The following is a 20,798-nucleotide window of genomic DNA, read 5'->3' on the forward strand; positions in this document are numbered from 1 at the left end:
ATGGCCCGATCGTCAACGACCGAGGCTTTCCGAAGCGATGGAGAATCGAGCCAGGGGATCTACCTACCCTGGCCCAGAACCCCCGCCGACCGATTCGACGGCCTTGTTCGGCAGCAGAAACGCCAGCGCGCCGAGGATGAGGGTACTGCCGAGCAGGAAGAGATGCAGATTGACCGCGCCGGCCAGGGCGAGTTTGGCATCGACGCCGAGCGGCACCAGCGCCGCGACGGCGGCCAGTTCGTAACTGCCGCTGCCGGCGATGCCGTGGAAGGGCAGGACGCTGGACAGCTCGGCGCCCATGACGCCGGCGAGGAGGCGCCAAATGTCGGTCGGCAGGAAGAACTTGAGCAGGCTGGTGAAGGCCGCGAACTTGAGGCTCCAGATGAGGATCGTCCAGCCATAGACGCGCGCGATCCGCCGGGGATCGCGCGGGGCGGCCAGGAGCAGACGGCGCGCGATCGAGCGGATCCGTCCCTCTCCGGCCAGCCATGCGCCCTGCCCCATCGCGCCGAGGATCGCCAGCGTCCCCAGGCCCGCGAGCCAGAGCGCCGCCGCCAGCCACCAGAGCCAGGAGGGATGGCTGAGATAGAGGATGAGGAGGCCGATCAGGGCGAGGAAATGCAGATCCAGCAGCCGGATCCAGAGCAGCGCGGCGGCGGCGTCCAGGAATCCATGTCCGAAATAGCGCCGCATCAGCCAGGGAAAGACCAGCTCGCCGCTACGCATGGGCATCAAATTATTGGCCGTGTTGTGCAGGATGGTCAGGCGCAGCATGACCGGGAACTGACCGTCGAAGCGGGGGCGGAAATAGTCGCTGACCCGAACCGCGCGCAACGCATAGCTCAAGGCTGTCAGCAGGAACAGCCAGGCAAGCAGCCAGGGCGAGAGGTCGCGCCAAGGCGCGAGCAGCGGCCCCCAACCGACGCTTATTTGCACCGCGACGATGAGCGCCAGCAGCAGCGAGCCGCCCAGGATCCAGTCGCGCGGGCGACCGAGCCTCGGGCCGCCGTTCTGGCCCGATTCACCTCCGGCCCGATTCATTTTTTACGACGCTTCCGCTTGGGTGGATAGATCGACGGCTCGCCGGGCGGACGGGTCTTGAAGCGCCGATGGACCCAGAAATACTGTTCCGGCATGGTCTGGAGACGCTCCTCGATGACCCGGTTCATGCGTGCCGTATCCGCCGCCGGATCGCCGCTCGGAAAATCCGCCAGCGGTGGGGCGAAGACGAGTTCCAAGCCACGCCCCCAGGGCAGGAAGCGGGCGAAGGTGGGAATCACGACCGCCCCCGCCAGGCCCGCGAAACGTCCGAGCATGGGGATGGTGGAGGCCGGAATCCCGCAAAAGGGCACGAAGAGACCGCGCCGGCCGCCATCCTGATCGGGCAGATAGAAAAAAGGGGTGCCCTGTTTCATCTCGCGGATCAGACCACGCAGATCGTCCTGGCGCTCGACCGAGATCCCACCGAACCGCCGACGTGCCTGGCGCACCTGACGATCCACGATCGGATCGCGAATCTTCTGGTACATGTAGACACCGGAATGCACCAGGGCGGTAAAGGCCGCGCCGCCCAGCTCAAGCCCGACGAAGTGCGGCACCAGCACGATGACCGGCCGTCCCTCGGCGATCAGGGCGTCGATGCGCTCGCGATCGCGAATCCGCACCAGGCGAGCGAGCCGTTCGCGCGAGGCGCCCCAACCGACGCCCTGGCAGAGCGCGGCGACCCCGAGCCAGCCGAAATGGGCCAGCAACAGCCGTTCGCGGCTGAATCGACTGGCCTTGGGAAGACAGATCTCCAGGTTACGCCGGGCGACCGCCCGACGTGAACCGGCGAGCAGATAACCAGCCCGGCCCAGCAGCGAACCGAGCGCCCAAAGCAGCGGAAAGGGCAGTCGACCCAGCGCCTGGACCAGACCCACGGCCAGCCAACTGGGCCAGAAACCTGGGTACCAGAGGGGTCGCTCAGTTTTCGAACTTGAGGAAGACGTCCGCACCTTGACTTTCACCGGTCTCGGTTTGCAACTCGATATGCTTGGAGAGGTCGTACCGCAGCTTGATCTTGTTGGCCTCGTCCCCGAGCCCGCTTTCATATTCCATGTAGATCTTGGGGGCGATGTAGGTACCGACGGCGAGCCCGGCCTGATCCGTCTTATCATTGGCCGAGGGTGGGATGCCCGTCATGAGGTACTTGGTGATGTCGGCCTGGGTCATGCCGGGGTCGTTTTCGGAAAAGAAGGTCATCTTGGGATTGCGCAGGGTGCCGACCAAACGCACCCCGGCCGCCGTGTCGCCACCCTCGCGCTCGGCCTGGAGCAGCAGACCGGGGTTGCCGATCGGGCTCTTGGCATAGATCAGGCGACCCTGGGTGATGGTGAGCGGGGCACCCAACTCGGCGGCGATACCCAGGCCCCCGGTGAGCCGATACTCGCCGTCCGTGATTTGCAACTGACCGTCGCCCAGCATCTCCTTTCCGGGGGACTGCAAGACCGCCAGGCTCCCGGACAGACGTCCACGCACCCCGAAGGCGTCGATCGTGACCTCGTCGCCGAGCACCAGGCGCATGTCGATCAGGAGCGGAAACGCCGCTTTCGGGTCCGTCTCCCTGAGCACCACGTCGCTCGACGGCGAGACGGTCCCCGCCGGGACGGATTTAGGCCGGATACGCGCCTCCGGGACGCGGATCTCGCCGCGCACGACGGCTCCCTCGGACCCCAGCTCGATATCGACGCGGGGCGACACCAGGGCGAAATATTCCTTGGTATTGGCGACCTTGAGCTTGTCGCCCTCGATACGCAACTGGACGTGCTGGCCGTCGGCATCGAGACGGCTGGCGCCGGTCAGATCCAGCGTGCCACCCCCAACCTCGGCCTGGCCGCGAATGTCGAAGCGACCGAGCGCGGGCGCCTCGGCGGTGAGGTTCAGATTCTTGACCCCGAGAGCGATCAGGGGCACCTGAAAATTCACGTCCCGCACCCGAAGCTGGCCCGTGACACCCGGCCGCCCCAGTGTTCCAACCAGGTTGAGATCGCTGTCAATGCCTCCGGTCAGGCCCGAGATGTCGGGCACCAGGGTCGACACCCGCGAGAGATTCTTGAGATCGGCCCGCAGACCGCCGCGCAGGGTCTGATTCGGGCTGGCGGGGGCCTTGAGATTCCAGCCGGGAAGATTCAGATCGCCATCAACCCGTCCCAGATCCTTGAGCGGAAGGCCAAGCCGGGCGGACAGGCCATTGGCACCCGTCTCCAGCGTCAGGCGCGTACTGGAGAAATCCAGTTCCTCCCTCGCCTTCCTGCCGGTGTCGAGCCAGATCCGGCCTTGCGGGATCTCGACCGAGGCCGTGCCGGTCAGGGTGGCGCCCTCGGCGCGGAAGCGACCCTTGACCCGACCCGCGCCCTCGGCGGTCAGGTTCTCGGGCAGGAATCCCTTGAGCAGCGCGAAGTCGAGCCGGTCCAGATCCACGACGGCGTTCCACTGTCCGGCCTTGGTCTGGTCGAACTCCAGGCAGCCACCCGAGCCCTGGGTCTGGCGCAGACAGAGCGGACCGGCGGCGAGGCGCGCTCCCTCCAGGCTCAACGAAGCGGGACGCTGCAAGGACCAGTCGCCGAGATCCTTGGAACCGATATTCAGGGTCGCCAGCCGACCGGCATAGCCGCCACCCTCCCGGAGTCCGCCGGAGGCGGCGAGCTTGATCGAGAGCGGCTCGCCGCTCAGGGAGGCCGAGAGCTGGTGATCGGCCATGACGCCCTCGCCACGCAGTTCCACCTGTTCCCAGCGCATGGCACCGGCGGCCAGGGTCTTGCCGTCCAGCCGCGCCGAGAAACGGCCATTCGTGGCCAGATCCAGATCCGCCGTACCGGCCAGCTCCGCGATCCCGTTCTCCTCGAAGGCGACATCCCTGGCCTCGAAATCGAGCTTGATCTTGGGCGAGGCGGACGCCCCCTGGACCTGCCCCTTGGCCGTGAGACGCCCCCTGGCCTTGGGCAGCAGACTGGCCAGGTCGGGCGACTCCAGGTCGAACCGCAGATCCAGGGTTTCGGCGACCTGACCCTCGACCCGCGCCTGACTGGGTCCGGAGGCGGCGGTCAGACCCTCGATCCGGGCGGTCTGGCCTTGCATCAGGAACTTGCCGGTGGCGGCGATCGGATAACCGCGCAGGGTGCCCTTGAGATCCTCGATGACCGCCGTCAGCGTCGGCCCGGCCTCCTCCAGAAAGCCCTGGCTCGTCAGCCGTCCGTCGATGCGCCCCGGCCACTCGGGCGCATAGGCGCCGGGATCGATCCCGGTGATCGCCAGCGTGGCCTCCCAGCCCAACTTGGGAGCCAGGTCCAGAGTCGCCCGGCCCTCGATCCGTCCGTCCAGGATGTCGAGACGCAGACGCTCCAGCTCCGCGCGCTTAAGGTCGCCCTGGCCAGCCAGGGCCAGACTGGCGGGCGGCAGACCGGAACCGGAGCTGGTCGCGGCCAGGTCGTAATCGAAACCGTCCAGATTGCCCTTGGACTTGAGGTCCAGAACCAGCCGGTCGTCCAGCCCCTTGACGAAGACACCTGGATTCAGATCCTTGCCGCGCAGGGTCAGATCCCAGGCCAAGGCGGGTGCCCAGGTGAGATCCCCCTCGCCTTCCACGCGCCCATCCAGGGTGTCGAGGGCGAGCGACTCCAGCCGCGTGCCGCTGGCCGTGCCCTTTCCTCGCAGATCGACCCTGGCGCTCGGGAAGCTGGGGCCAAGCGCCTCGGCGGACAGACGGTAGACGAAGTCCTCGAAGTCACCCGACGCCTTGAGCGAGCCTTGCGGCGACTGGGCCAGAAGTTCACCGCTCAGCGGCCAGCGCAGACGTTTCCAGTCGCCCTCCAGATCGAAGCGACCGGGCGTGGCGGCCAGATCCAGTTCGCCCTTGAGACGCAGGTCGGCCTCGGAGACCTGCTCGGTCATCTCCAGGTCGCGAATGGCGAGCCGGCGTTCCTTCCACAGCAGATCCAGCTTGAGGCCAAGATGGCCGAAATCGGGCAGATTCGGGGCCTTGGCATCGAGCGTACCGGCCAGGGTCGCCTCATCCAGATCGCCGCGCGTCTCAAGCCGGGCGCTGGTCTCGACCTGGGGCAAGTCCGCCTGAAAAGCCGGGAGATCGACCCGTCGGACCTGGATCCGGCCATCCCAGCTCGGCCGGTCGAGCACATTCAGGATCCGGGCCTCCAGATCCGCCTCCACCGAGCCCAGCAGGCGATGCTCCAGATCCATGCGTCGCAGGTCGCCGCTGAGCCGACCCTCGCCGGTCAAACGCGCGTCGGGCGGCAGATTCAGCTCCCAATCGAGATCGAGACCGTGAGGATAGTGACCGACCAGACCCGCGCGACCCTGTGCCCTCAGGCTGAGCGCGGGGTGGCGAAGCCGTGCCGCGAGGCTCTCCAGGCGCAGTTCACTGCCCTCCAATTGGACGGACAGGGCGGCCTGTTCCAGCACGAAACCAGGCGACTCGGATCCCATCTGATGGATCCTCAGCTGATCGAGCTGGGCCTCGCTGATCTCGAAACGCAGAGGCACGACGATCGTCGGCAAGGCCAGGGGTTCCGGATCCTCCTCCGGCGTTGGCGCCAGCGCCACGTCCAGATCCCGGACCGCCAGCCGATTGATCCGCACCAGGCCGGAGAAGAGCGTTGCGGGCGACCAGTCGAGATCCAAGGCGCCCAGCCGCAGCTCCAGCGTCGGCAGCTTGACCGCGACATCCTCCAGATGCAGCGAACCCAGCACCCGGCCATCGGCGCGACCGACGCTCAGCATCCCCGGCGCCAGCCGCTCGGCGAGTTCGATGCCGGCGCGCAATCCGCCCTGGGTTCCAAACACCACTCCCAAGCCACCCAGGACGACCAGGATCAGGGAGAGCAGGACGATCGCCACCCAGCGCAAGGGACGCCAGCCGCGCGCGACGCGCGCGGTCGGCTCGGGTTGTTCCGCCGACAGGGGCGCGGACTCTGGCGTCTCGACCGGCGGGTTCGCCTGCTCCTCGCTCATAGGTCGGGGCCGATCACGATGTGCAATCGGGCGGGCGGCAGCCCATCGTAATCGCCCTGGTCCTTGGAGAGGGCGAAGGCGACATCGAAACGGACCTGCCCGATCGGCGAGGCCCAGCGCAGTCCCAGTCCGACGCTCTGGGCCAGTTCCTGCTCGTAGTCCGGATCGAAGGCGTTACCGAAATCGCCGAAAACGGCGGCACTCCAGGGGCCCTTGATGCGGCGCTCCAGTTCCAGGCTGCCGACGGCCAGATAGCGACCGCCGACCGTCTCGTTGGTGATGGGATCATTCGGACCCAGGGCATCGAAGCCCCAGCCACGAATGGAGCCATCGCCCCCGGCATAGAAGCGTCGGCTCGCGGGCAGGGCGTCCAGGCTATCGGCCCAGGTCGCCCCCAGGTCGGTACGTGTGATGAAACGGTAATCGGTCGCGAAACGGCGGACCCATTTGAACTGCACCAGGCCACTGAGATAGGACTCCTGGGAGATCACCCCATCCATGGCGCCCATGACAGTGTATTTGAGCCGATAGCCGTCACTGGTGTTGACGGGATCGTCCGAGACCGTCTTGGACCAGGAGATGTTGGGAACCAGCTCGTTCATCGCCCCCATCTGGACGTCATTGACGTACAGATCCTCGTATCCGTAGTCGATACCGATGTTGCGACGCCAGCCGCGTGCCGTCAGGGTCGAGTGGGCGACCTGGAGACTCTGGATCCAGCCCGTGCGGGTCGCGGTGTCATAGTGGCTCGAACGCGGCTTGATGATGATGTAGTCGCGGGTTGGATCCTGGATGGGGATGCGGTAGTCCAGCTCCCATTGCGAGAGCGCGGGCGCCAGACTCAGCTCGGTGCGCAGCTTGTGACCGTGGCGGGTCAGGTAGCGCCGACGGTAATCCAGGGTCAGTCGTGGTCCGACGTCAGTCGCATAGCCCAATCCGACGCGGTACTTGTTGGCCTTGTTGCGCTCGGCCACGATTTCGATCGGCACCTCGTGGTTGGGGCCGGCCTGGTCCTTCAGCGGCACGATCTCCACCTCTCCGTAGTATTCGCTGCCGAGCAGACGGCCCTGCAGACCCAGCAGCACGTCCGGGTCATAGACGTCGCCGGGCTTGAAGGTGACATAGCGTCCCAGGAGATCCTCGTCGAGCAAGTCCTGCTTGAAGCTGACGGCGCCGATGCGGTACTCGGGTCCGGTATCCAGATGGAAGAGGACATGCGCCGCGTAGGCGTCCGGATCGATCAGAACCTGATGGCGCGTCAGTTGGTAGTCCAGGTAGCCCTCCGAGGTCGCCGCGTAGCGGATATCGGATTTGGCCTTTTCATAGGCGGAGTGCAGGAGCACATCGCCGGGCTTCATCGGAAAGATCTTGGGAAAGGCGGGATTGGTGGCGCCCTCGCCGCTCACCTGGTAGTCGACACTGAGGATCTTGACCGGCTCGCCCGGCTCGACCCGATAACGCGCGGACCATTTGCCCTCGTCGCCTGGCGGTCGCTCCAGATGGTCCTCGATGTTGACGCGGTAGAGTCCGAAGGGCGCCAGCGCCTCCCGAATCTGTTCGGGGGCCGCCCGGTGCAGCGCCTCCAGCCGCGCCGCGGTCAACTCGGCGTCATCGCGCTCCCGGTGGATGCCGAGCAGGGCCAGGACATTCGCCTCCTGCGCGCCCTTGAGCCCTTCTACCCGCACCTCCAGCTTGAGCGCGAGCGCCGGGGCGGCGACCGCGAGCTGCCCGACCAGGACAAGGGCGGCTAGAACGCGCGACGCGCGCGCCCTCCTGGCGAACACCCCAGTTGGCTTCCGGGTCGTCGGGGAACCCATAAGCGGACAGGGAGAGCGCCTTAAACCGGCTCGACGCCGTAACCGGCGCCTGTCACCGCCGCGACGAGCGCGTCCCGATCGGCCACGCCATCCACCCGCGCGATCCCGGAAGCCAGGTCCACCTCGATCTCGCCCGCGCCCACGACGGCCGCGAGCGCCTCCTTGACCGCGCGCGCGCAGTGCTGACAGCTCATGCCCGAGATTCTCAGTTCGATACTCACGCCCTTACCTCTCGCCCGAAATGGAGCATCCTGATGGTTATTGCGAAGCCATGAAGCGCGCGGCGCCGAGCAGGGGCGTGTGCGGCTGCATGATGACCCGCACCGGCATGCGGCGCATCAGCGAACCCATGCGCCCCTTGTCGAAGAAGCCCTCTAGAAACCCGCCCCGACGCAGACAGGTCAGGTTCTTCAGGGCGATACCGCCGCCCAGATAGACCCCGCCCAGCGCCATGTGCTTCAAGGCGAGGTTCCCGGCCTCCCGTCCGTAGAGCCGCATGAAGAGACCCATGGTCTCGACACAGAGCGGACAGCGCTCGTCCGCGGCGGCCTGGGCCACGGCGGCGGCCGTGTCGCCCCCCTCGTCGATGGCCGATTTCAGCCAGGCGGGAGGCTGGACGCCATGGCGAAACAGCAGGAAGTCGTACAGATTGGCGATCCCCGGACCGGAGACGACCCGCTCCCAACTCACCCGGCCATAGCGTGACTTGAGGTAGGTGAGCAGCGCGAACTCGAGGTCGTCGGCCGGGGCGAAGTCGGTGTGCCCGCCCTCGGTGGCGAAGGCCTGATGACGGATGCCGTCCCAGAAGAGACCGGCCTGGCCGAGCCCCGTCCCGGCCGCGACGACGCAGGCATTACCCTGGCTGAGTGCGTCACCTGGATGGATCTCGGCCAGGTCGCGTGGTTCGAGAACCGGAACACCCCAGGCGACGGCCTCCAGGTCGTTGAGGAGTTCGACACCCGCGAAACCGAAACCGTGCTCCAGGGCATCGGCATCCAGCAGCCAGGGAAGATTGGTGGTTTCGCAGCGCCGGTCGTGAATCGGCCCGGCGACCGCGAAGGCCGCGAAACGGCATTGGGCGCCGGTCTCGACCATGTAATGTTGAACGATCTGGTCGAAGGAACCGAACCCGGCGCTTGGATAGCGTCTGGGTTCGCTGAGAGTCACGGCCCCGCCATCCGTCTCGGCCATGCCGAGAGCCGTCTTGGTGCCACCGATGTCACCTACCAACAAGCGCATATCCAGTCTCCAATCCCCAGACGGCGAACGCCCTATCACCATCGGCCGGAATGATGGGCCGCGATCAGTAGGCGGGGATCATAGCAAGATGCGCGCGCGGCGGCGAAGGTCCAGCGCATTGGGGGTCGATGCGGGCCTTGTCCGGCTCGAAAGACGCGGACAAGGCCCTGGGGATCAAGCCATCGCTGGCTTATTTGGAGACGGTGGGGCTTGGTTGCGCGCTGGTCGCCGGATACGGATAGGCGTAGCCGGGATAGGCATAGCCGGGATACCCATAAACAGGCGCGCCCCAGCCGTAGGGAACCCCAGTGAATCCATAGGGATAACCGCCGTAGGGTCCGTACCAGGGCGAACCCCAGGGACCGCCACCCCAGGGACCATCCCAGGGGCCACCGCCCCAGGGACCGCCCCAACCGAAGGGACTCCAACCCCAGAAGGCGTTGGCGGGCAAGGTGCCGAGCACGGAGACACCGGCAAGGATCGTGGCCAGCAGCAATCGCTTCATCGTCATCTTCATGTCCTCGCTGTCGTCTGTTTTACGAGATGAGCGAAATCAAAGATTAGGAAGGACGCCCAGGTTTCACATTGATCTCCATCAATAATCGCTAATACCGTCGACTTCCCAATCCCTTGTCGGAACAGACGCGAGCAAGTATCGACCGGATCCCCATCCCCAAACCTCCGCCTCGACCCCGCGCGGTCGGCCGAGAGGTCGCGACAACCGACGGTGGATAACGGCCCTTGAGATTCGCTCTCAAGCCCTCACAAAGAGCGCGGTCAATCGAACAGGAGGAGTGCATCGTCCCCGGCTATCGCATCGATCTTTATAATCCATTTATCGGATCGTTTTTTCCAGGATACTCTATCCCCGTCGGCCCCATGCCGGGCCAGCGAATCCCAACCCAATCGAACGACTCTAGCGTCTCAAAAGGAGAATCGAACCATGTTCCAGGACCGTACCGGAAGCCGTATCCCCAGCGTCACCTTCCACACCCGCCAGGGTCATGAGTGGGTCGATGTCACGACCGATGAAATCTTCGCCGGCAAGACCGTCGTCGTCTTCTCGCTGCCAGGCGCCTTCACGCCCACCTGCTCCTCCTCGCATGTGCCGCGTTACAACCAGATGGTTCCAACCTTCAAGCAGCACGGCGTCGACAGCGTGGTCTGCGTCTCGGTCAATGACACCTTCGTCATGAACGAGTGGCAAAAGTCCCAGAATGCCGACAACCTGACCTTCATCCCGGACGGCAATGGTGACTTCACCGCCGGCATGGGCCTGCTGGTCGACAAGGATGCGCTCGGCTTTGGCAAGCGCTCCTGGCGCTACTCCATGCTGGTGCGCGACGGCGTGGTCGAGAAGATGTTCATCGAGCCGGACGTCGAAGGCGACCCCTACGAGGTTTCCGACGCCGACACCATGCTCGCCTACCTGGCGCCCGGCGAGCCCAAGCCGATGGATGTCGCGGTCTTCAGTCGCGATGGATGCCCCTTCTGCGTCAGGGCCAAGGAGGCGCTGCGCAACGCCGGGATCCACTTCGAGGAACTGGTCATGAACAAGGACTACACCGAGCAGTCCCTGCGCGCCGTCGCCAACGCCGCGACCGTTCCGCAGGTCTTTGTCAATGGCAAGCTGATCGGCGGCTCGGACGCGGTCCTGGCCTGGCTGGAAGAACGCAAGTAGGTCCGACACGGCCGCCGCGACGGTCCACGACCGTCACGGGGGCCATGTAACCCACGCATCCCAAAGGGCGCCGCCTCAAACGGCGCCCTCCGCTGTTGGAACACCCACCGGGCGCCAGCCACCGCGATACCAGCAGAGACACTGACAACCTAAGGAATTTCGGTAATTTGGAGATTGACAACTCATGAGTCAGCATTTCGATTTGATCGCCATCGGGGGTGGCAGCGGCGGCCTGGCCGTGGCCGAAAAGGCCGCCCAGCTCGGCAAGCGGGTCGCCCTGATCGAGGCCGGCAAACTGGGTGGCACCTGCGTCAACGCGGGCTGCGTGCCCAAGAAGGTCATGTGGTACGCGGCCAACCTGGCGGCGGCCGTCGCCGACGCCCCGGATTACGGCCTTCGGGCGCATTCGGACGGACTCGACTGGAACAAGCTGATCGAAGGCCGTAACCGTTACATCGGAAACATCAACGACTATTGGGATGGCTATGTCGAGACGCTGGGCATCACCCGCATCGATGGCCTGGCCCGTTTCGTCGACGCCCACACAGTCGCCGTGGGCGAGCAGGAGTACAGCGCCGACCATATCGTGATCGCGACCGGCGGCCGGCCGATCGTGCCGCGCATGCCGGGCGCCGAGCTGGGCATCAGCTCCGACGGCTTCTTCGCCATGGAAAGCCAGCCGAAGCGCGTGGCGATCATCGGCGGCGGCTACATCGGCGTGGAACTGGCGGGCGTCCTGAGCGCCTTCGGCACCGAGATCACCATCGTCGCGCTCGAGGATCGGCTGCTCTGGTTGTTCGATCCGCTCATCAGCGCGACCCTGACCGACAACATGAAGGCACATGGAATGGACATCCATCCGCAATTCGAGGTCTCGGCGCTGGAGCGCGACGACCAGGGACTGGTGCTTGTCGCACGCGACGGCAAGCGCCTGACCGGTTTCGACCAGATCATATGGGCGGTGGGACGCGCGCCGAATACCCGCGATCTCAATCTTGAGGCGGCGGGCGTCGAGGTCGAGCGCAACGGCATCATCCCGACCGACCCCTACCAAAACACCAACGTCCCCGGTATCCACGCGATCGGCGACATCACCGGTCGCGAGCCCCTGACGCCAGTGGCCGTCGCCGCCGGACGTCGGCTTGCCGAGCGTCTCTTCAACAACAAACCGAGCCTCAAGCTCGATTACGAGAACGTCCCGACCGTCGTCTTCGCGCACCCGCCGATCGGCAAGGTCGGCCTGACCGAGCCCGAGGCCCGCGAGCGCTACGGCGACACCCTGACCATCTACGAAACCAGCTTCACACCCATGCGCTACGCCCTCAACGCCCATGGACCCAAGACCGCGATGAAGCTGGTCTGCGCGGGCGCGGAGCAGGTGGTGGTCGGCATCCATCTGATCGGCGACGGCGTCGACGAGATGATGCAAGGCTTCGGCGTGGCGGTGAAAATGGGCGCCACCAAGGCCGATATCGACGCCACGATCGCGATCCACCCCTGTAGCGCCGAGGAACTGGTGACCATGAAGGAGCCGGTCCGGCGTCCAGGCCAGGGCGGCTGAAACCGCCGCCCCGGATCAGGCGATTCAAGGCCCCGCCAGCGCAAAGCTGGCGGAGCCTTTTTTCGTCGGATGATGTGGCGGCATTGGATTCAAGGCCATCACATTAAGAACTACAAGCTTTTTTGCGTGTTTATCCCCACTGCGCTATCGGTTCGCGGCAACCACACTTCAAGCATGCCTTCCAGCGACCTTCATCCCATGCCAAAGCGCGATCCAGCCGAAATTTTCAGTGATCTGGCGATGGACATCCCGGCCTTCGAGGCGATCATCGTTGATAGCGCCCTCGCCCCCAACGGCGGCCTCGCGCTCAAGGATTTCGTCAGGAAACACGCCGAGACCATCCAGCATCACTACGACCATGTCACGGGTTGCCACCTGACTCGGGAAGTCGCCAACCAACTCGCCCGTGGGCTCTGGGGATATTGCCAGCGCCTCCAGCCGGATGAAACGCTCGCGGATCCGCCTCGGATAGGCACGAATCCGCGCTGGCCTGCTCGCCCGCCCCGCCCCGCGCCCACCAGCCGAACGGGCGCGACACACCGCTGACAGCGGCTCGATCGCTCCTGACTCACTCATCCTTAGGCCCCCAGGGGCAGAGAGGGGCTTGGCCGCGGCCTCGCCGTCCAGGAATCCAACCAACGCCTCGACGCCGCGATGGTCGCCTTCGGTTCTGATAGGATGCGCCCAGTCACCATCGGCCTCCTCGCGCCCGACGCGCGTCGGCGACAGTCCCAAGCCCGAAGACCTCACATCAGCCCTTTCGCATGCCCCCATCCCGAGCCGAATTCCCCAGCCCAGCACGGACATCCACGCTGAATCGCCGCTTATCGGTGGCCCCGATGCTGGATCTGACTGACCGCCACTGTCGGTATTTCCTGCGCCTCATCAGTCGCCATACCCTGCTCTACAGCGAGATGATCACCACCGGCGCGCTGATCCACGGGGATCGGGAGCGTTTTTTGCGCCATGACCCCGCGGAGCATCCGATCGCGCTTCAACTCGGCGGCTCGGATCCGGCGGATCTGGCGCGGTGTGCCAGGATGGGAGCGGATTGGGGATACGACGAGATCAACATGAATGTCGGCTGTCCCTCGGATCGGGTCCAGAACGGACGCTTCGGCGCCTGCCTCATGGCCGAGCCCGGACTGGTGGCCGAGGGCGTGGCGGCCATGAAGGAGGCGGTCTCGGTTCCGGTGACGGTGAAGCACCGCATCGGCATTGACGAGCGCGACAGCTATGGCGAACTGGTGGACTTCGTCGGCGCCCTCCGTCAGGTGGGCTGCGACGCGGTGATCGTGCATGCACGCAAGGCGTGGCTCAAGGGGCTGAGCCCGAGGGAGAATCGGGACATCCCGCCGCTGCGCTACGATGTGGTACTCCAGCTCAAGCGGGACTTCCCGGATCTCGCCATCGTCATCAACGGCGGGATCAAGACCCTGGCCGAGGCGTCGGATTTCCTGACGACGCTGGATGGCGTCATGATCGGCCGCGAGGCCTATCACAACCCCTGGATCCTGGCCGAGGCCGATCGGCTCATCCTTGGCGCGGCACCTCCGGCGCCGACGCGCCGGGCGGTGCTGGAGGCGTTCATGCCCTACGCCGAACGCCAGCTCGCCGCCGGCGTTCCACTGAGCGCCATGAGCCGTCATCTGCTCGGGCTTTTCCAGGGCCAGCCCGGCGCCCGCGCCTGGCGGCGGCGGATCAGCGAACAGGCCCACCTTGCCGGTGCGGGTGTCGAGGTTCTGGCGATCGGCGGCCGCGAGCCCATCCCACCCAGCCATGCGCCGGACGCCTAGGCGCGCGTGGCGGGGACCGCGTCCAGCAAGATCCAAGGCGACGCGATCCGGCCCGACCCGCCTCCGCGAGCCTGGGATCGCCGATCCGGGCAGACCACGACGGACTGTCGCGCCCGATGAGTTGGATCGTCCTATCCCTGGTGTGCGCCTTCAGCCTGGCCAGCGCTGACGCGGCGACCAAGGCTTGGTTGCGGGATCTGTCCGCCACCGAGCTGCTGGTGGCGCGCTTCTGCATTCCCGGCCTGCTGATGACTCCCCTGCTGGCCGGTCTCCCGCCGCTGGGCGAGATCCCGCTGGCCTTCTGGGGCTGGATCGCGGTCCTGGTCCCGCTGGAACTGGCCGCCATGTGGCTCTACATGGCGGCGATTCGCGACCACCCACTGTCGCTCACGCTGCCCTATCTCGCCTTTACCCCGGTCTTCGTGATCGCCGTGGCCTGGATCGTCCTGGGCGAGCAGGTCTCGGCGCGCGGCGCGCTGGGCATCCTGCTGGTGGTGGCCGGCGCCTGGCTGCTGAACAGTACCCACACCCATGCGCGCGACTGGCGCGGCTGGGTCGCGCCCTTCGCGGCCATCGTCCATGAACCAGGCTCCCGGATGATGCTCGGCGTCGCGGCCATCTACGCCGTCACGGCCACCCTGGGCAAGGGCGCCATGCGTTATCTGCCGCCCGAGACCTTCGGCGCCTTCTACTTCGCTCTGCTGGGGCTGACGGTGCTGGTGCTGATCGTACTGCCGCGTCCGCGGATGCTGATCAAGCTGGCCAGACGTCCCTGGGCGGTGCTGACGGTCGGCGGTCTGCTCGGTCTCATGGTCTTCACCCACTTCCTGGCGATCCAGGCGGTCGAGGTCGCCTATATGATCGCGGTCAAGCGGGTGAGTCTGCTGTTCGGGATCCTCTACGGGGCGCTGCTGTTTCGCGAGCGCGACATGGCGGCCCGTCTCCCGGCGGGGGTCATCATGGTGTCCGGCGTGGTGGTACTGCTCACCTGAACCAGTTCCATGCGGAGGCTCACTGTTAAGGTGATTTCCGGGAAACCTTGTACCCGCCATCCCCCTCGTCATAGACAGGATTAACAGGATTAACAGGATTTCACAGGATTGACAGGATTTTTAAAGCTCTGTTTTTAATCCTGTAAATCTTGAAGAATCCTGTTAATCCTGTCCATTTCCGGAGCTTTAGACTGGATATGGACTCTCACGGAAATCACCATTGACTCAATGGTCGTGACGCGGAGGCTAGCCGAAACGACTGTGCGAAACCGGCTCAAGATCCTCGGCCGCGGAATCCCGCTCCAGCACGTCCCGAATACGCGCCAGCACCTCGGGGAAGGATGGCTCGCGGCTGGTGTCGACGATCACGGCGTGGGTCCGCTCCCGCTCGCTCAGGCATTGTCGGCTGGCGTGCTGGCGCTCCAGCACGGCCAGACTCGCCTCGGACGCGTCCTCCCCGCACGCCAGCCGCCGCATCACCCGCTCGCGCAGCACATCGAGCGGGGCCTCGAGGGCCAGGATCCCGAAGCCGGCTCGATGCCGGCGCGCGAGGTCATGAAAACGCTCGCGTCTGGGCCGGGCGACGAAGGTCGCGTCGACCAGGACGTCGTAACCGCTGGCCAGGATCCCGTCGGCCAGACGGTGGAGACGGTCGTAGGTCCAATCGGTGGCGCTCGGGAAGTAGATCCCATTGTTGAGGCGGCTCGTCGTTCGGGCCAGTTCGCCCAGCCCGAACAGGCGCTTGCGCTCCACGTCGGAACGCAGGTGGATCAGGGGCAGAACCTCGCGCAAGCGGCAGGAGAGCCGACTCTTGCCCGAGCCGGGCAGACCGCAGGCGATCAGGAGATGCGAGCGTCTCGGCCGGGTATAGGTCTCGGCCAGCGTCAAATAGTGGGTGCAATCGCGTCGGATCGCCGCATCCTCGGCGGGCGTCAGGTCCGCCTGTCCGAGTCGGATCGCCAGCACCTTGGCCCTGACCATGGCGCGGTAGACCTTATAGAAATCCAGCACGGCGAGCGCGCCATAGTCGCCGCTACGCTCCAGGTAACGATTGAGAAAGAGGCGCGCCGCGCCCTCCTCGCCCTCCTGCTCCAGGTCCATGACGAGAAAGGCGATCTCGCTCGCGGTATCGATCCAACGCAGATTGGGGTTGAACTCGATGGCATCGAAGACGTGGATCCGGTCGCCGACCAGGGCGATATTGCCCCGATGCATGTCGCCGTGACACTCGCGCACGAAGCCCTGGGCACGGCGTTGCGCGATCACGGACGTCAGCTCGCGGCAACGTTTGCGCGTCCAAGCCTCAAGGCGCTCCAGACGTCCCAGATTCTCGGGCCGGATGGCCCGCGAGCGAACCTGAGCCAGGTTCTCGAGCATGGGTTCGAGAACCGCCTCGGGCGTACCGAAATCACCCTCGACATCGGCTACGGGAATGCCGGCGTGAAACTCGGCGACCAGTTCGGCCAGACGGATCATGAGTTCGCCGGTCGGCGTCTGGCGGTTCAACAGGGCCGACTGGGGAAAGCGATGCATCCGCACCGCGTATTCCAGAATCGGCCCCTCGCCGCCGATCCGAGGCCGATCGGCGCTCCCGGTCACCGCGACGACGTCCAGGTAAAGCTCGGGGGCCAGACGCCGGTTGAGCCGCAACTCCTCCTCGCAGTAATGGTGACGTCGCTCCAGCGTCGAGAAATCGAGAAATCCCAGATCGATCGGCTTTTTCAGCTTATAGGCGTAATCGCCGGCCAGCAGGACATGCGAGATGTGCGTCTCGATAGGCTCGATGGACTCGGCTGGATGGGGATAGGCCTCGGGTCGCATCAGACCCTCGATCAGCGCTGGAAAATCATCGAGCTTCATGCCGCGGCTACTCGCTTCAGCCTGATGAAACCGCGCGCCATGGCTGGCGTGCGCGGACCGGATACTCTGTACGGGGTCGCGGGTCTGGTGATCCGCTCGGAGTTCGCTCGGTTGAACAAAGCCGCCCTGGCTAAGTAAGATCGGAGCCTCAAGTTCCCCTCAATCATTTAAGTGTAGAGAATTCCATGTCGATCGAACGTATTGTTTTGGCCGTCGCGGGCGGCTTCATCCTGGTGTCCCTGGCCCTGGCCTATTACCTCAGCCCTTACTGGCTCTGGTTCACCGCCTTCGTCGGCGCCAATCTCTTCCAATCGGCCTTCACCGGCTTTTGTCCGCTGGCCGTGATCCTGAAAAAGCTGGGCAAGGAGAGCGGACCGGCATTCTAGGATCGACGGCCGGACCTCGCGGCGACTCCGGCCTTGCGATCAATCCTCGACCGGTATCGCCCATAGATCGTGGTCGCCGGCCTCGGTGACCACGACCTCGATGAAATCTCCCGGATCGATCTCCCAAGCGCCCTCGATGATCACTTCGCCGTCGATCTCGGGCGCGTCCGCGTGGCTGCGCGCGATGATGGCGTCCTCTTCCACCGCGTCCACCAGCACCGTGAGACGCTGCCCGATACGCGCGGCCAGCTTTTCCCGACTGATCCCGGCCTGCACGGCCATGAAACGCTCCAGGCGCTCCTGTTTGACGGATTCCGGAACCGGATCCGGAAGTGCGTTGGCCTCGGCCCCGGCGACGGGCGAATAGGCGAAGCAGCCGACCCGATCGAGCCTGGCCTCGCGCAGGAAATCCAGCAGCTCCTCGAACTCGGACTCGGTCTCCCCCGGGAATCCGACAATGAAGGTGCTGCGCAGAACCAGCTCCGGACACTGCTCGCGCCAGCGCGCGAGCCGCTGGAGCACCTTTTCGGTCGCCGCCGGCCGGCGCATGGCCCGCAGCACGCGCTCGCTGCCATGCTGCAGCGGCATGTCCAGGTAAGGCAGGATGACGCCATCGGCCATCAATGGGATGAGATCATCCACATGCGGATAGGGATAGACATAGTGCAGACGGATCCAGGCCGGTAGTTCCCCCAGACCCCGCGCCAGGTCCGCGATGTGCGTGCGCAGCGGCCGCCCGCCCCAGAAGTCCGGCCGATGCCCCCGGTCCAGGCCGTAGGCACTGGTGTCCTGCGACACGACCAGGATTTCCCGAACCCCGGACTCGACCAGTCGCCGCGCTTCGTCGAGGACATCGCCGATGGGCCGACTGACCAGATCCCCGCGCAGACTGGGGATGATGCAAAAGCGGCATCGGTGATTGCAGCCCTCCGAGATCTTCAGATAGGCATAGTGGCGCGGTGTCAGCCGCACGCCCTGGGGCGGTAGCAAACTGGTGAATGGATCGCGCGGGGCCGGCAGATGCGCGTGGACCGCCGCCATGACCTCATCGAGGGCGTGGGGGCCGGTCACCGCCAGCACCTCGGGATGAGTCTGGCGCACCAGCTCGGCCCGCGCCCCGAGACAGCCCGTGACGACCACCCGTCCGTTCTCGGCCAGAGCCTCGCCGATTGCTTCGAGCGATTCGTCCACCGCCGCGTCGATGAAACCACAGGTGTTGACGATGACCAGATCGGCATCGGCATAGCTCGGTTGGGTCTGGTAACCCTCGGCGCGCAGCTGCGTCAGGATCCTCTCCGAATCGACCGTAGCCTTGGGGCAGCCGAGACTGACGAAACCGATACGGGGGGCTTCCTCAAGCGGAACCTGGGAAGGGCCGGTGGGTTGGACTGGGGTATTCAAGAGACGAAACACCTGAGGTTGAAGTAGGTTGCCTGCTGTTCGAGGCCGTCGGCGTCCGGCGGACCGGATCAGGTTGGCCTGGCCGCCGTGAACTTGATCAAGCGATCCTGATCCAGCCGTGACCTGGATCGGTAGTTTTACTGAAGGCGTAAACAATCATTGATCGGGTTCCGGATATCGGTAAGGATACCTGGCCGTGCGACTCCCGAACTCAATCATCCGATCGGACGGGCCGGTCTTGCTTCACACCAGATGGACGGACAGAGCATGAAAAGCTGTAAACTCTGTAAGTACAGTCGGATCTGTAACGATCTACCGGGTATCTGCATCTTACTCCCTTACGTGGCGATCGCCGTCGTCGTCGTGGCCTTGGGCTACCTGTTCGTGACCCAGGAACTCATCTAGCGCGATACCGTCGCTCCCGAGCCCCGAGCCCACCAAGCCATGCGGCAGTATCTTGAGACGACCCAACCCGAGAGGCCCTCGAACGGGGAGCCCATGATCCAAGACGGCCACGCGATCCAGCTACACCTCGAGGTACGCTTCCAGGATGGCTTAGTGGCCCTGTCCACCTTCGAGGAGGAGCCAATCGCCTGCCGAATCGGCGACGGAACCTTCACGCCCGCCTTCGAGGCGTCCCTCAAGGGGCTCCACGAGGGCGCCGACACACTCCTGCTGGCCAGCGGATCCCTGCTCTTCGGTCCTTACGAGGAATCCAATCGGCACTGGGTCGATCGCGACGAGTTTCCGCAGGGAATCGAGCCCGTGCCGGGGCAGGTACTCGGCTTCGTCACCCCGGCGGGACAGGAGACGAGTGGGATCGTCCTCGATCTGGAGGAACAACGCATCCTGGTCGATTTCAACCACCCCTTCTCCGGGCGCGATCTCTCGCTGCGCATCAAGGTGCTGTCGGTCGCTCCCTAGGGATCCTCCCGGCGTTTCGATCGGCCCGAGGTCTCGCCTCGCCGGACGTCGGTTGGTACCGGCCAGGAAAAAACCCTACTTGAACCATCTGTTTCGACACAGTCCCTTCGCCTATCCTCACCCATATCATGAATATTCAGCTTGCCAATCCCCGCGGATTCTGCGCCGGCGTCGATCGCGCCATCGCCATCGTCGAGCGTGTGCTCGATCTCCACGGCTCCCCCGTCTATGTGCGCCATGAGGTGGTGCACAATCGGTTCGTGGTGGAGGGTCTGCGCCAACGCGGCGCCATCTTCGTCGAGGATGTCGCGGAGGTGCCCGACGGCGCGACCCTCGTCTTCAGCGCCCATGGTGTACCCCAAGCGGTGCGCCGGGAGGCCGAATCCCGTGATCTGCGGGTCTTCGACGCCACCTGTCCGCTGGTCACCAAGGTCCATTTGGAGGTCGCCCGCCACTGCAAGAACGGCACCGACGTCATTCTCATCGGGCATCGCGGACACCCGGAGGTGGAAGGAACGCTGGGACAGTGCGTCGGCGACGGGGGCCGCATGCATCTCGTCGAGACGGCGGCCGATGTCGCCACCCTGGAGATCGCCGACCCCGAGCGGGTCGCCTTCGTCACCCAGACGACCCTCTCGATGGACGACAGCCGCGAGATCATCGCCGCCCTGCAAGCGCGCTTTCCGGCGATTCAGGGCCCCAGGAAAAGCGACATCTGTTACGCCACCCAGAATCGTCAGGACGCGGTCCGGGATCTCACGACGCGCATCGACCTGCTGCTGGTGGTGGGCTCGCCCAACAGCTCCAATTCCAACCGTCTGCGCGAGTTGGCCGAAAAGCAGGGCCGCGCCGCCTATCTGATCGATGGTCCGGAAGACATCCGGCGCGAATGGCTGGATGGACATCCGCGGATCGGCCTAACCGCCGGGGCTTCCGCGCCCGAGGTTCTGGTTGAGCGCGTGGTCGCGCGTCTGCGCGAATGGGGCGCCGCCGGCGTCGAGGAGCAGGACGGCATCCGCGAGCAGGTGGTCTTTCCACTGCCCCGCGAGCTGACCGAGCAGGCGGCCGAGGCGCCGAACTGACGACGCCATCCAAGGCATCGTCCCCGCGACACTGAACGCCGGAGAATCGAGTC

18 protein-coding genes are annotated in these 20,798 nt (G+C 65.4%); 9 read left to right on the top strand and 9 right to left on the bottom strand.

The genetic code is table 11. From position 1 onward, the window contains the following. Positions 1-63 precede the first annotated feature (63 nt). From CKO27_RS08725 to CKO27_RS08750, 7 genes are all read right to left on the bottom strand, one after another. The gene (locus CKO27_RS08725; RefSeq protein ID WP_200374497.1) at positions 64-1,041 is read right to left on the bottom strand and encodes a lysylphosphatidylglycerol synthase transmembrane domain-containing protein; all 978 of its coding nucleotides are present in this window, start codon (positions 1,039-1,041) and stop codon (positions 64-66) included. Next, positions 1,038-2,006 (bottom strand): lysophospholipid acyltransferase family protein, encoded by a 969-nt coding sequence (locus CKO27_RS08730; RefSeq protein ID WP_476718497.1) that lies wholly within the window; start codon positions 2,004-2,006, stop codon positions 1,038-1,040. The genes CKO27_RS08725 and CKO27_RS08730 overlap by 4 nt, the downstream gene beginning before the upstream one ends. Continuing rightward, positions 1,963-6,006, bottom strand: coding sequence for a translocation/assembly module TamB domain-containing protein (locus tag CKO27_RS24490; RefSeq protein ID WP_242470806.1), 4,044 nt, complete (start codon positions 6,004-6,006; stop codon positions 1,963-1,965). Before CKO27_RS24490 ends, CKO27_RS08730 begins: the two co-directional genes overlap by 44 nt. Further along, entirely contained in the window at positions 6,003-7,823 is a 1,821-nt protein-coding gene (locus CKO27_RS08735; RefSeq protein WP_200374499.1) for an autotransporter assembly complex protein TamA, read from the bottom strand. Before CKO27_RS08735 ends, CKO27_RS24490 begins: the two co-directional genes overlap by 4 nt. Positions 7,824-7,843: 20 nt before the next feature. Continuing rightward, positions 7,844-8,044: a cation transporter gene (locus CKO27_RS08740; protein WP_200374500.1), complete on the bottom strand. Its 201-nt coding sequence runs from the start codon at positions 8,042-8,044 to the stop codon at positions 7,844-7,846. A 37-nt stretch (positions 8,045-8,081) separates the two neighbouring features. After that, positions 8,082-9,062, bottom strand: coding sequence for a glucokinase (glk, locus tag CKO27_RS08745; RefSeq protein ID WP_200374501.1), 981 nt, complete (start codon positions 9,060-9,062; stop codon positions 8,082-8,084). Positions 9,063-9,252: 190 nt separating this feature from the next. Next, complete coding sequence (locus CKO27_RS08750; RefSeq protein WP_200374502.1) at positions 9,253-9,573, bottom strand: sulfur globule protein CV3; 321 nt, start codon at positions 9,571-9,573, stop codon at positions 9,253-9,255. A 432-nt stretch (positions 9,574-10,005) separates the two neighbouring features. Here CKO27_RS08750 and CKO27_RS08755 point away from each other — a divergent pair, with 432 nt between their 5' ends. The 5 genes from CKO27_RS08755 to CKO27_RS08775 all read left to right on the top strand — a co-directional run bounded on the left by CKO27_RS08755 (position 10,006) and on the right by CKO27_RS08775 (position 15,092). After that, a complete protein-coding gene (locus tag CKO27_RS08755) occupies positions 10,006-10,743 on the top strand; it encodes a glutathione peroxidase (protein ID WP_200374503.1) in 738 nt (245 codons plus the stop codon). Between the two features lie 184 nt (positions 10,744-10,927). Beyond that, positions 10,928-12,304, top strand: a complete 1,377-nt coding sequence (gene gorA / locus CKO27_RS08760) for a glutathione-disulfide reductase (protein ID WP_200374504.1) — start codon at positions 10,928-10,930, stop codon at positions 12,302-12,304. A gap of 69 nt (positions 12,305-12,373) precedes the next feature. Continuing rightward, positions 12,374-12,850, top strand: a complete 477-nt coding sequence (locus CKO27_RS24240; RefSeq protein WP_207280695.1) for a hypothetical protein — start codon at positions 12,374-12,376, stop codon at positions 12,848-12,850. A gap of 218 nt (positions 12,851-13,068) precedes the next feature. Beyond that, positions 13,069-14,100, top strand: a complete 1,032-nt coding sequence (gene dusA / locus CKO27_RS08770) for a tRNA dihydrouridine(20/20a) synthase DusA (protein ID WP_200374505.1) — start codon at positions 13,069-13,071, stop codon at positions 14,098-14,100. Between the two features lie 116 nt (positions 14,101-14,216). After that, entirely contained in the window at positions 14,217-15,092 is an 876-nt protein-coding gene (locus tag CKO27_RS08775; RefSeq protein WP_200374506.1) for a DMT family transporter, read from the top strand. Between the two features lie 246 nt (positions 15,093-15,338). Here the strand turns inward: CKO27_RS08775 and CKO27_RS08780 are convergent, their stop codons facing one another. Then, the gene (locus CKO27_RS08780) at positions 15,339-16,952 is read right to left on the bottom strand and encodes a bifunctional aminoglycoside phosphotransferase/ATP-binding protein (RefSeq protein ID WP_200374507.1); all 1,614 of its coding nucleotides are present in this window, start codon (positions 16,950-16,952) and stop codon (positions 15,339-15,341) included. A gap of 185 nt (positions 16,953-17,137) precedes the next feature. Here CKO27_RS08780 and CKO27_RS08785 point away from each other — a divergent pair, with 185 nt between their 5' ends. Beyond that, a complete protein-coding gene (locus CKO27_RS08785) occupies positions 17,138-17,338 on the top strand; it encodes a YgaP family membrane protein (RefSeq protein ID WP_200374508.1) in 201 nt (66 codons plus the stop codon). A 39-nt stretch (positions 17,339-17,377) separates the two neighbouring features. Here the strand turns inward: CKO27_RS08785 and rimO are convergent, their stop codons facing one another. After that, positions 17,378-18,739: a 30S ribosomal protein S12 methylthiotransferase RimO gene (gene rimO, locus CKO27_RS08790; RefSeq protein WP_207280696.1), complete on the bottom strand. Its 1,362-nt coding sequence runs from the start codon at positions 18,737-18,739 to the stop codon at positions 17,378-17,380. A gap of 267 nt (positions 18,740-19,006) precedes the next feature. On the opposite strand from rimO, the gene CKO27_RS08795 reads away from it, so the two are divergent. The 3 genes from CKO27_RS08795 (at position 19,007) to ispH (ending at position 20,745) form a co-directional block, all read left to right on the top strand. Next, positions 19,007-19,144: a hypothetical protein gene (locus tag CKO27_RS08795; protein WP_200374509.1), complete on the top strand. Its 138-nt coding sequence runs from the start codon at positions 19,007-19,009 to the stop codon at positions 19,142-19,144. Between the two features lie 39 nt (positions 19,145-19,183). Then, positions 19,184-19,663 carry an FKBP-type peptidyl-prolyl cis-trans isomerase gene (locus tag CKO27_RS08800; RefSeq protein ID WP_200374510.1) on the top strand — a complete coding sequence of 160 codons (480 nt, stop codon included), beginning with the start codon at positions 19,184-19,186 and terminating at the stop codon, positions 19,661-19,663. Positions 19,664-19,791: 128 nt separating this feature from the next. Then, a complete protein-coding gene (gene ispH / locus CKO27_RS08805; protein WP_200374511.1) occupies positions 19,792-20,745 on the top strand; it encodes a 4-hydroxy-3-methylbut-2-enyl diphosphate reductase in 954 nt (317 codons plus the stop codon). Positions 20,746-20,798 lie beyond the last annotated feature (53 nt).

It is taken from the genome of Thiocystis violacea (genome assembly GCF_016583575.1).
GTDB classification, from domain to species: Bacteria; Pseudomonadota; Gammaproteobacteria; order Chromatiales; family Chromatiaceae; genus Thiocystis; species Thiocystis violacea.

Excerpts from the sequence above, each read along its gene's own strand:
- CKO27_RS08725 (WP_200374497.1), bottom strand. The coding sequence starts at position 1,041 with ATGAATCGGGCCGGAGGTGAATCGGGCCAGAACGGCGGCCCGAGGCTC.
- CKO27_RS24490 (WP_242470806.1), bottom strand. The coding sequence starts at position 6,006 with ATGAGCGAGGAGCAGGCGAACCCGCCGGTCGAGACGCCAGAGTCCGCG.
- CKO27_RS08735 (WP_200374499.1), bottom strand. The coding sequence starts at position 7,823 with ATGGGTTCCCCGACGACCCGGAAGCCAACTGGGGTGTTCGCCAGGAGG.
- glk (WP_200374501.1), bottom strand. The coding sequence starts at position 9,062 with ATGCGCTTGTTGGTAGGTGACATCGGTGGCACCAAGACGGCTCTCGGC.
- CKO27_RS08750 (WP_200374502.1), bottom strand. The coding sequence starts at position 9,573 with ATGACGATGAAGCGATTGCTGCTGGCCACGATCCTTGCCGGTGTCTCC.
- CKO27_RS08755 (WP_200374503.1), top strand. The coding sequence starts at position 10,006 with ATGTTCCAGGACCGTACCGGAAGCCGTATCCCCAGCGTCACCTTCCAC.
- gorA (WP_200374504.1), top strand. The coding sequence starts at position 10,928 with ATGAGTCAGCATTTCGATTTGATCGCCATCGGGGGTGGCAGCGGCGGC.
- CKO27_RS24240 (WP_207280695.1), top strand. The coding sequence starts at position 12,374 with ATGATGTGGCGGCATTGGATTCAAGGCCATCACATTAAGAACTACAAG.
- dusA (WP_200374505.1), top strand. The coding sequence starts at position 13,069 with ATGCCCCCATCCCGAGCCGAATTCCCCAGCCCAGCACGGACATCCACG.
- CKO27_RS08775 (WP_200374506.1), top strand. The coding sequence starts at position 14,217 with ATGAGTTGGATCGTCCTATCCCTGGTGTGCGCCTTCAGCCTGGCCAGC.
- CKO27_RS08780 (WP_200374507.1), bottom strand. The coding sequence starts at position 16,952 with ATGAAGCTCGATGATTTTCCAGCGCTGATCGAGGGTCTGATGCGACCC.
- CKO27_RS08785 (WP_200374508.1), top strand. The coding sequence starts at position 17,138 with ATGTCGATCGAACGTATTGTTTTGGCCGTCGCGGGCGGCTTCATCCTG.
- CKO27_RS08795 (WP_200374509.1), top strand. The coding sequence starts at position 19,007 with ATGAAAAGCTGTAAACTCTGTAAGTACAGTCGGATCTGTAACGATCTA.
- CKO27_RS08800 (WP_200374510.1), top strand. The coding sequence starts at position 19,184 with ATGCGGCAGTATCTTGAGACGACCCAACCCGAGAGGCCCTCGAACGGG.
- ispH (WP_200374511.1), top strand. The coding sequence starts at position 19,792 with ATGAATATTCAGCTTGCCAATCCCCGCGGATTCTGCGCCGGCGTCGAT.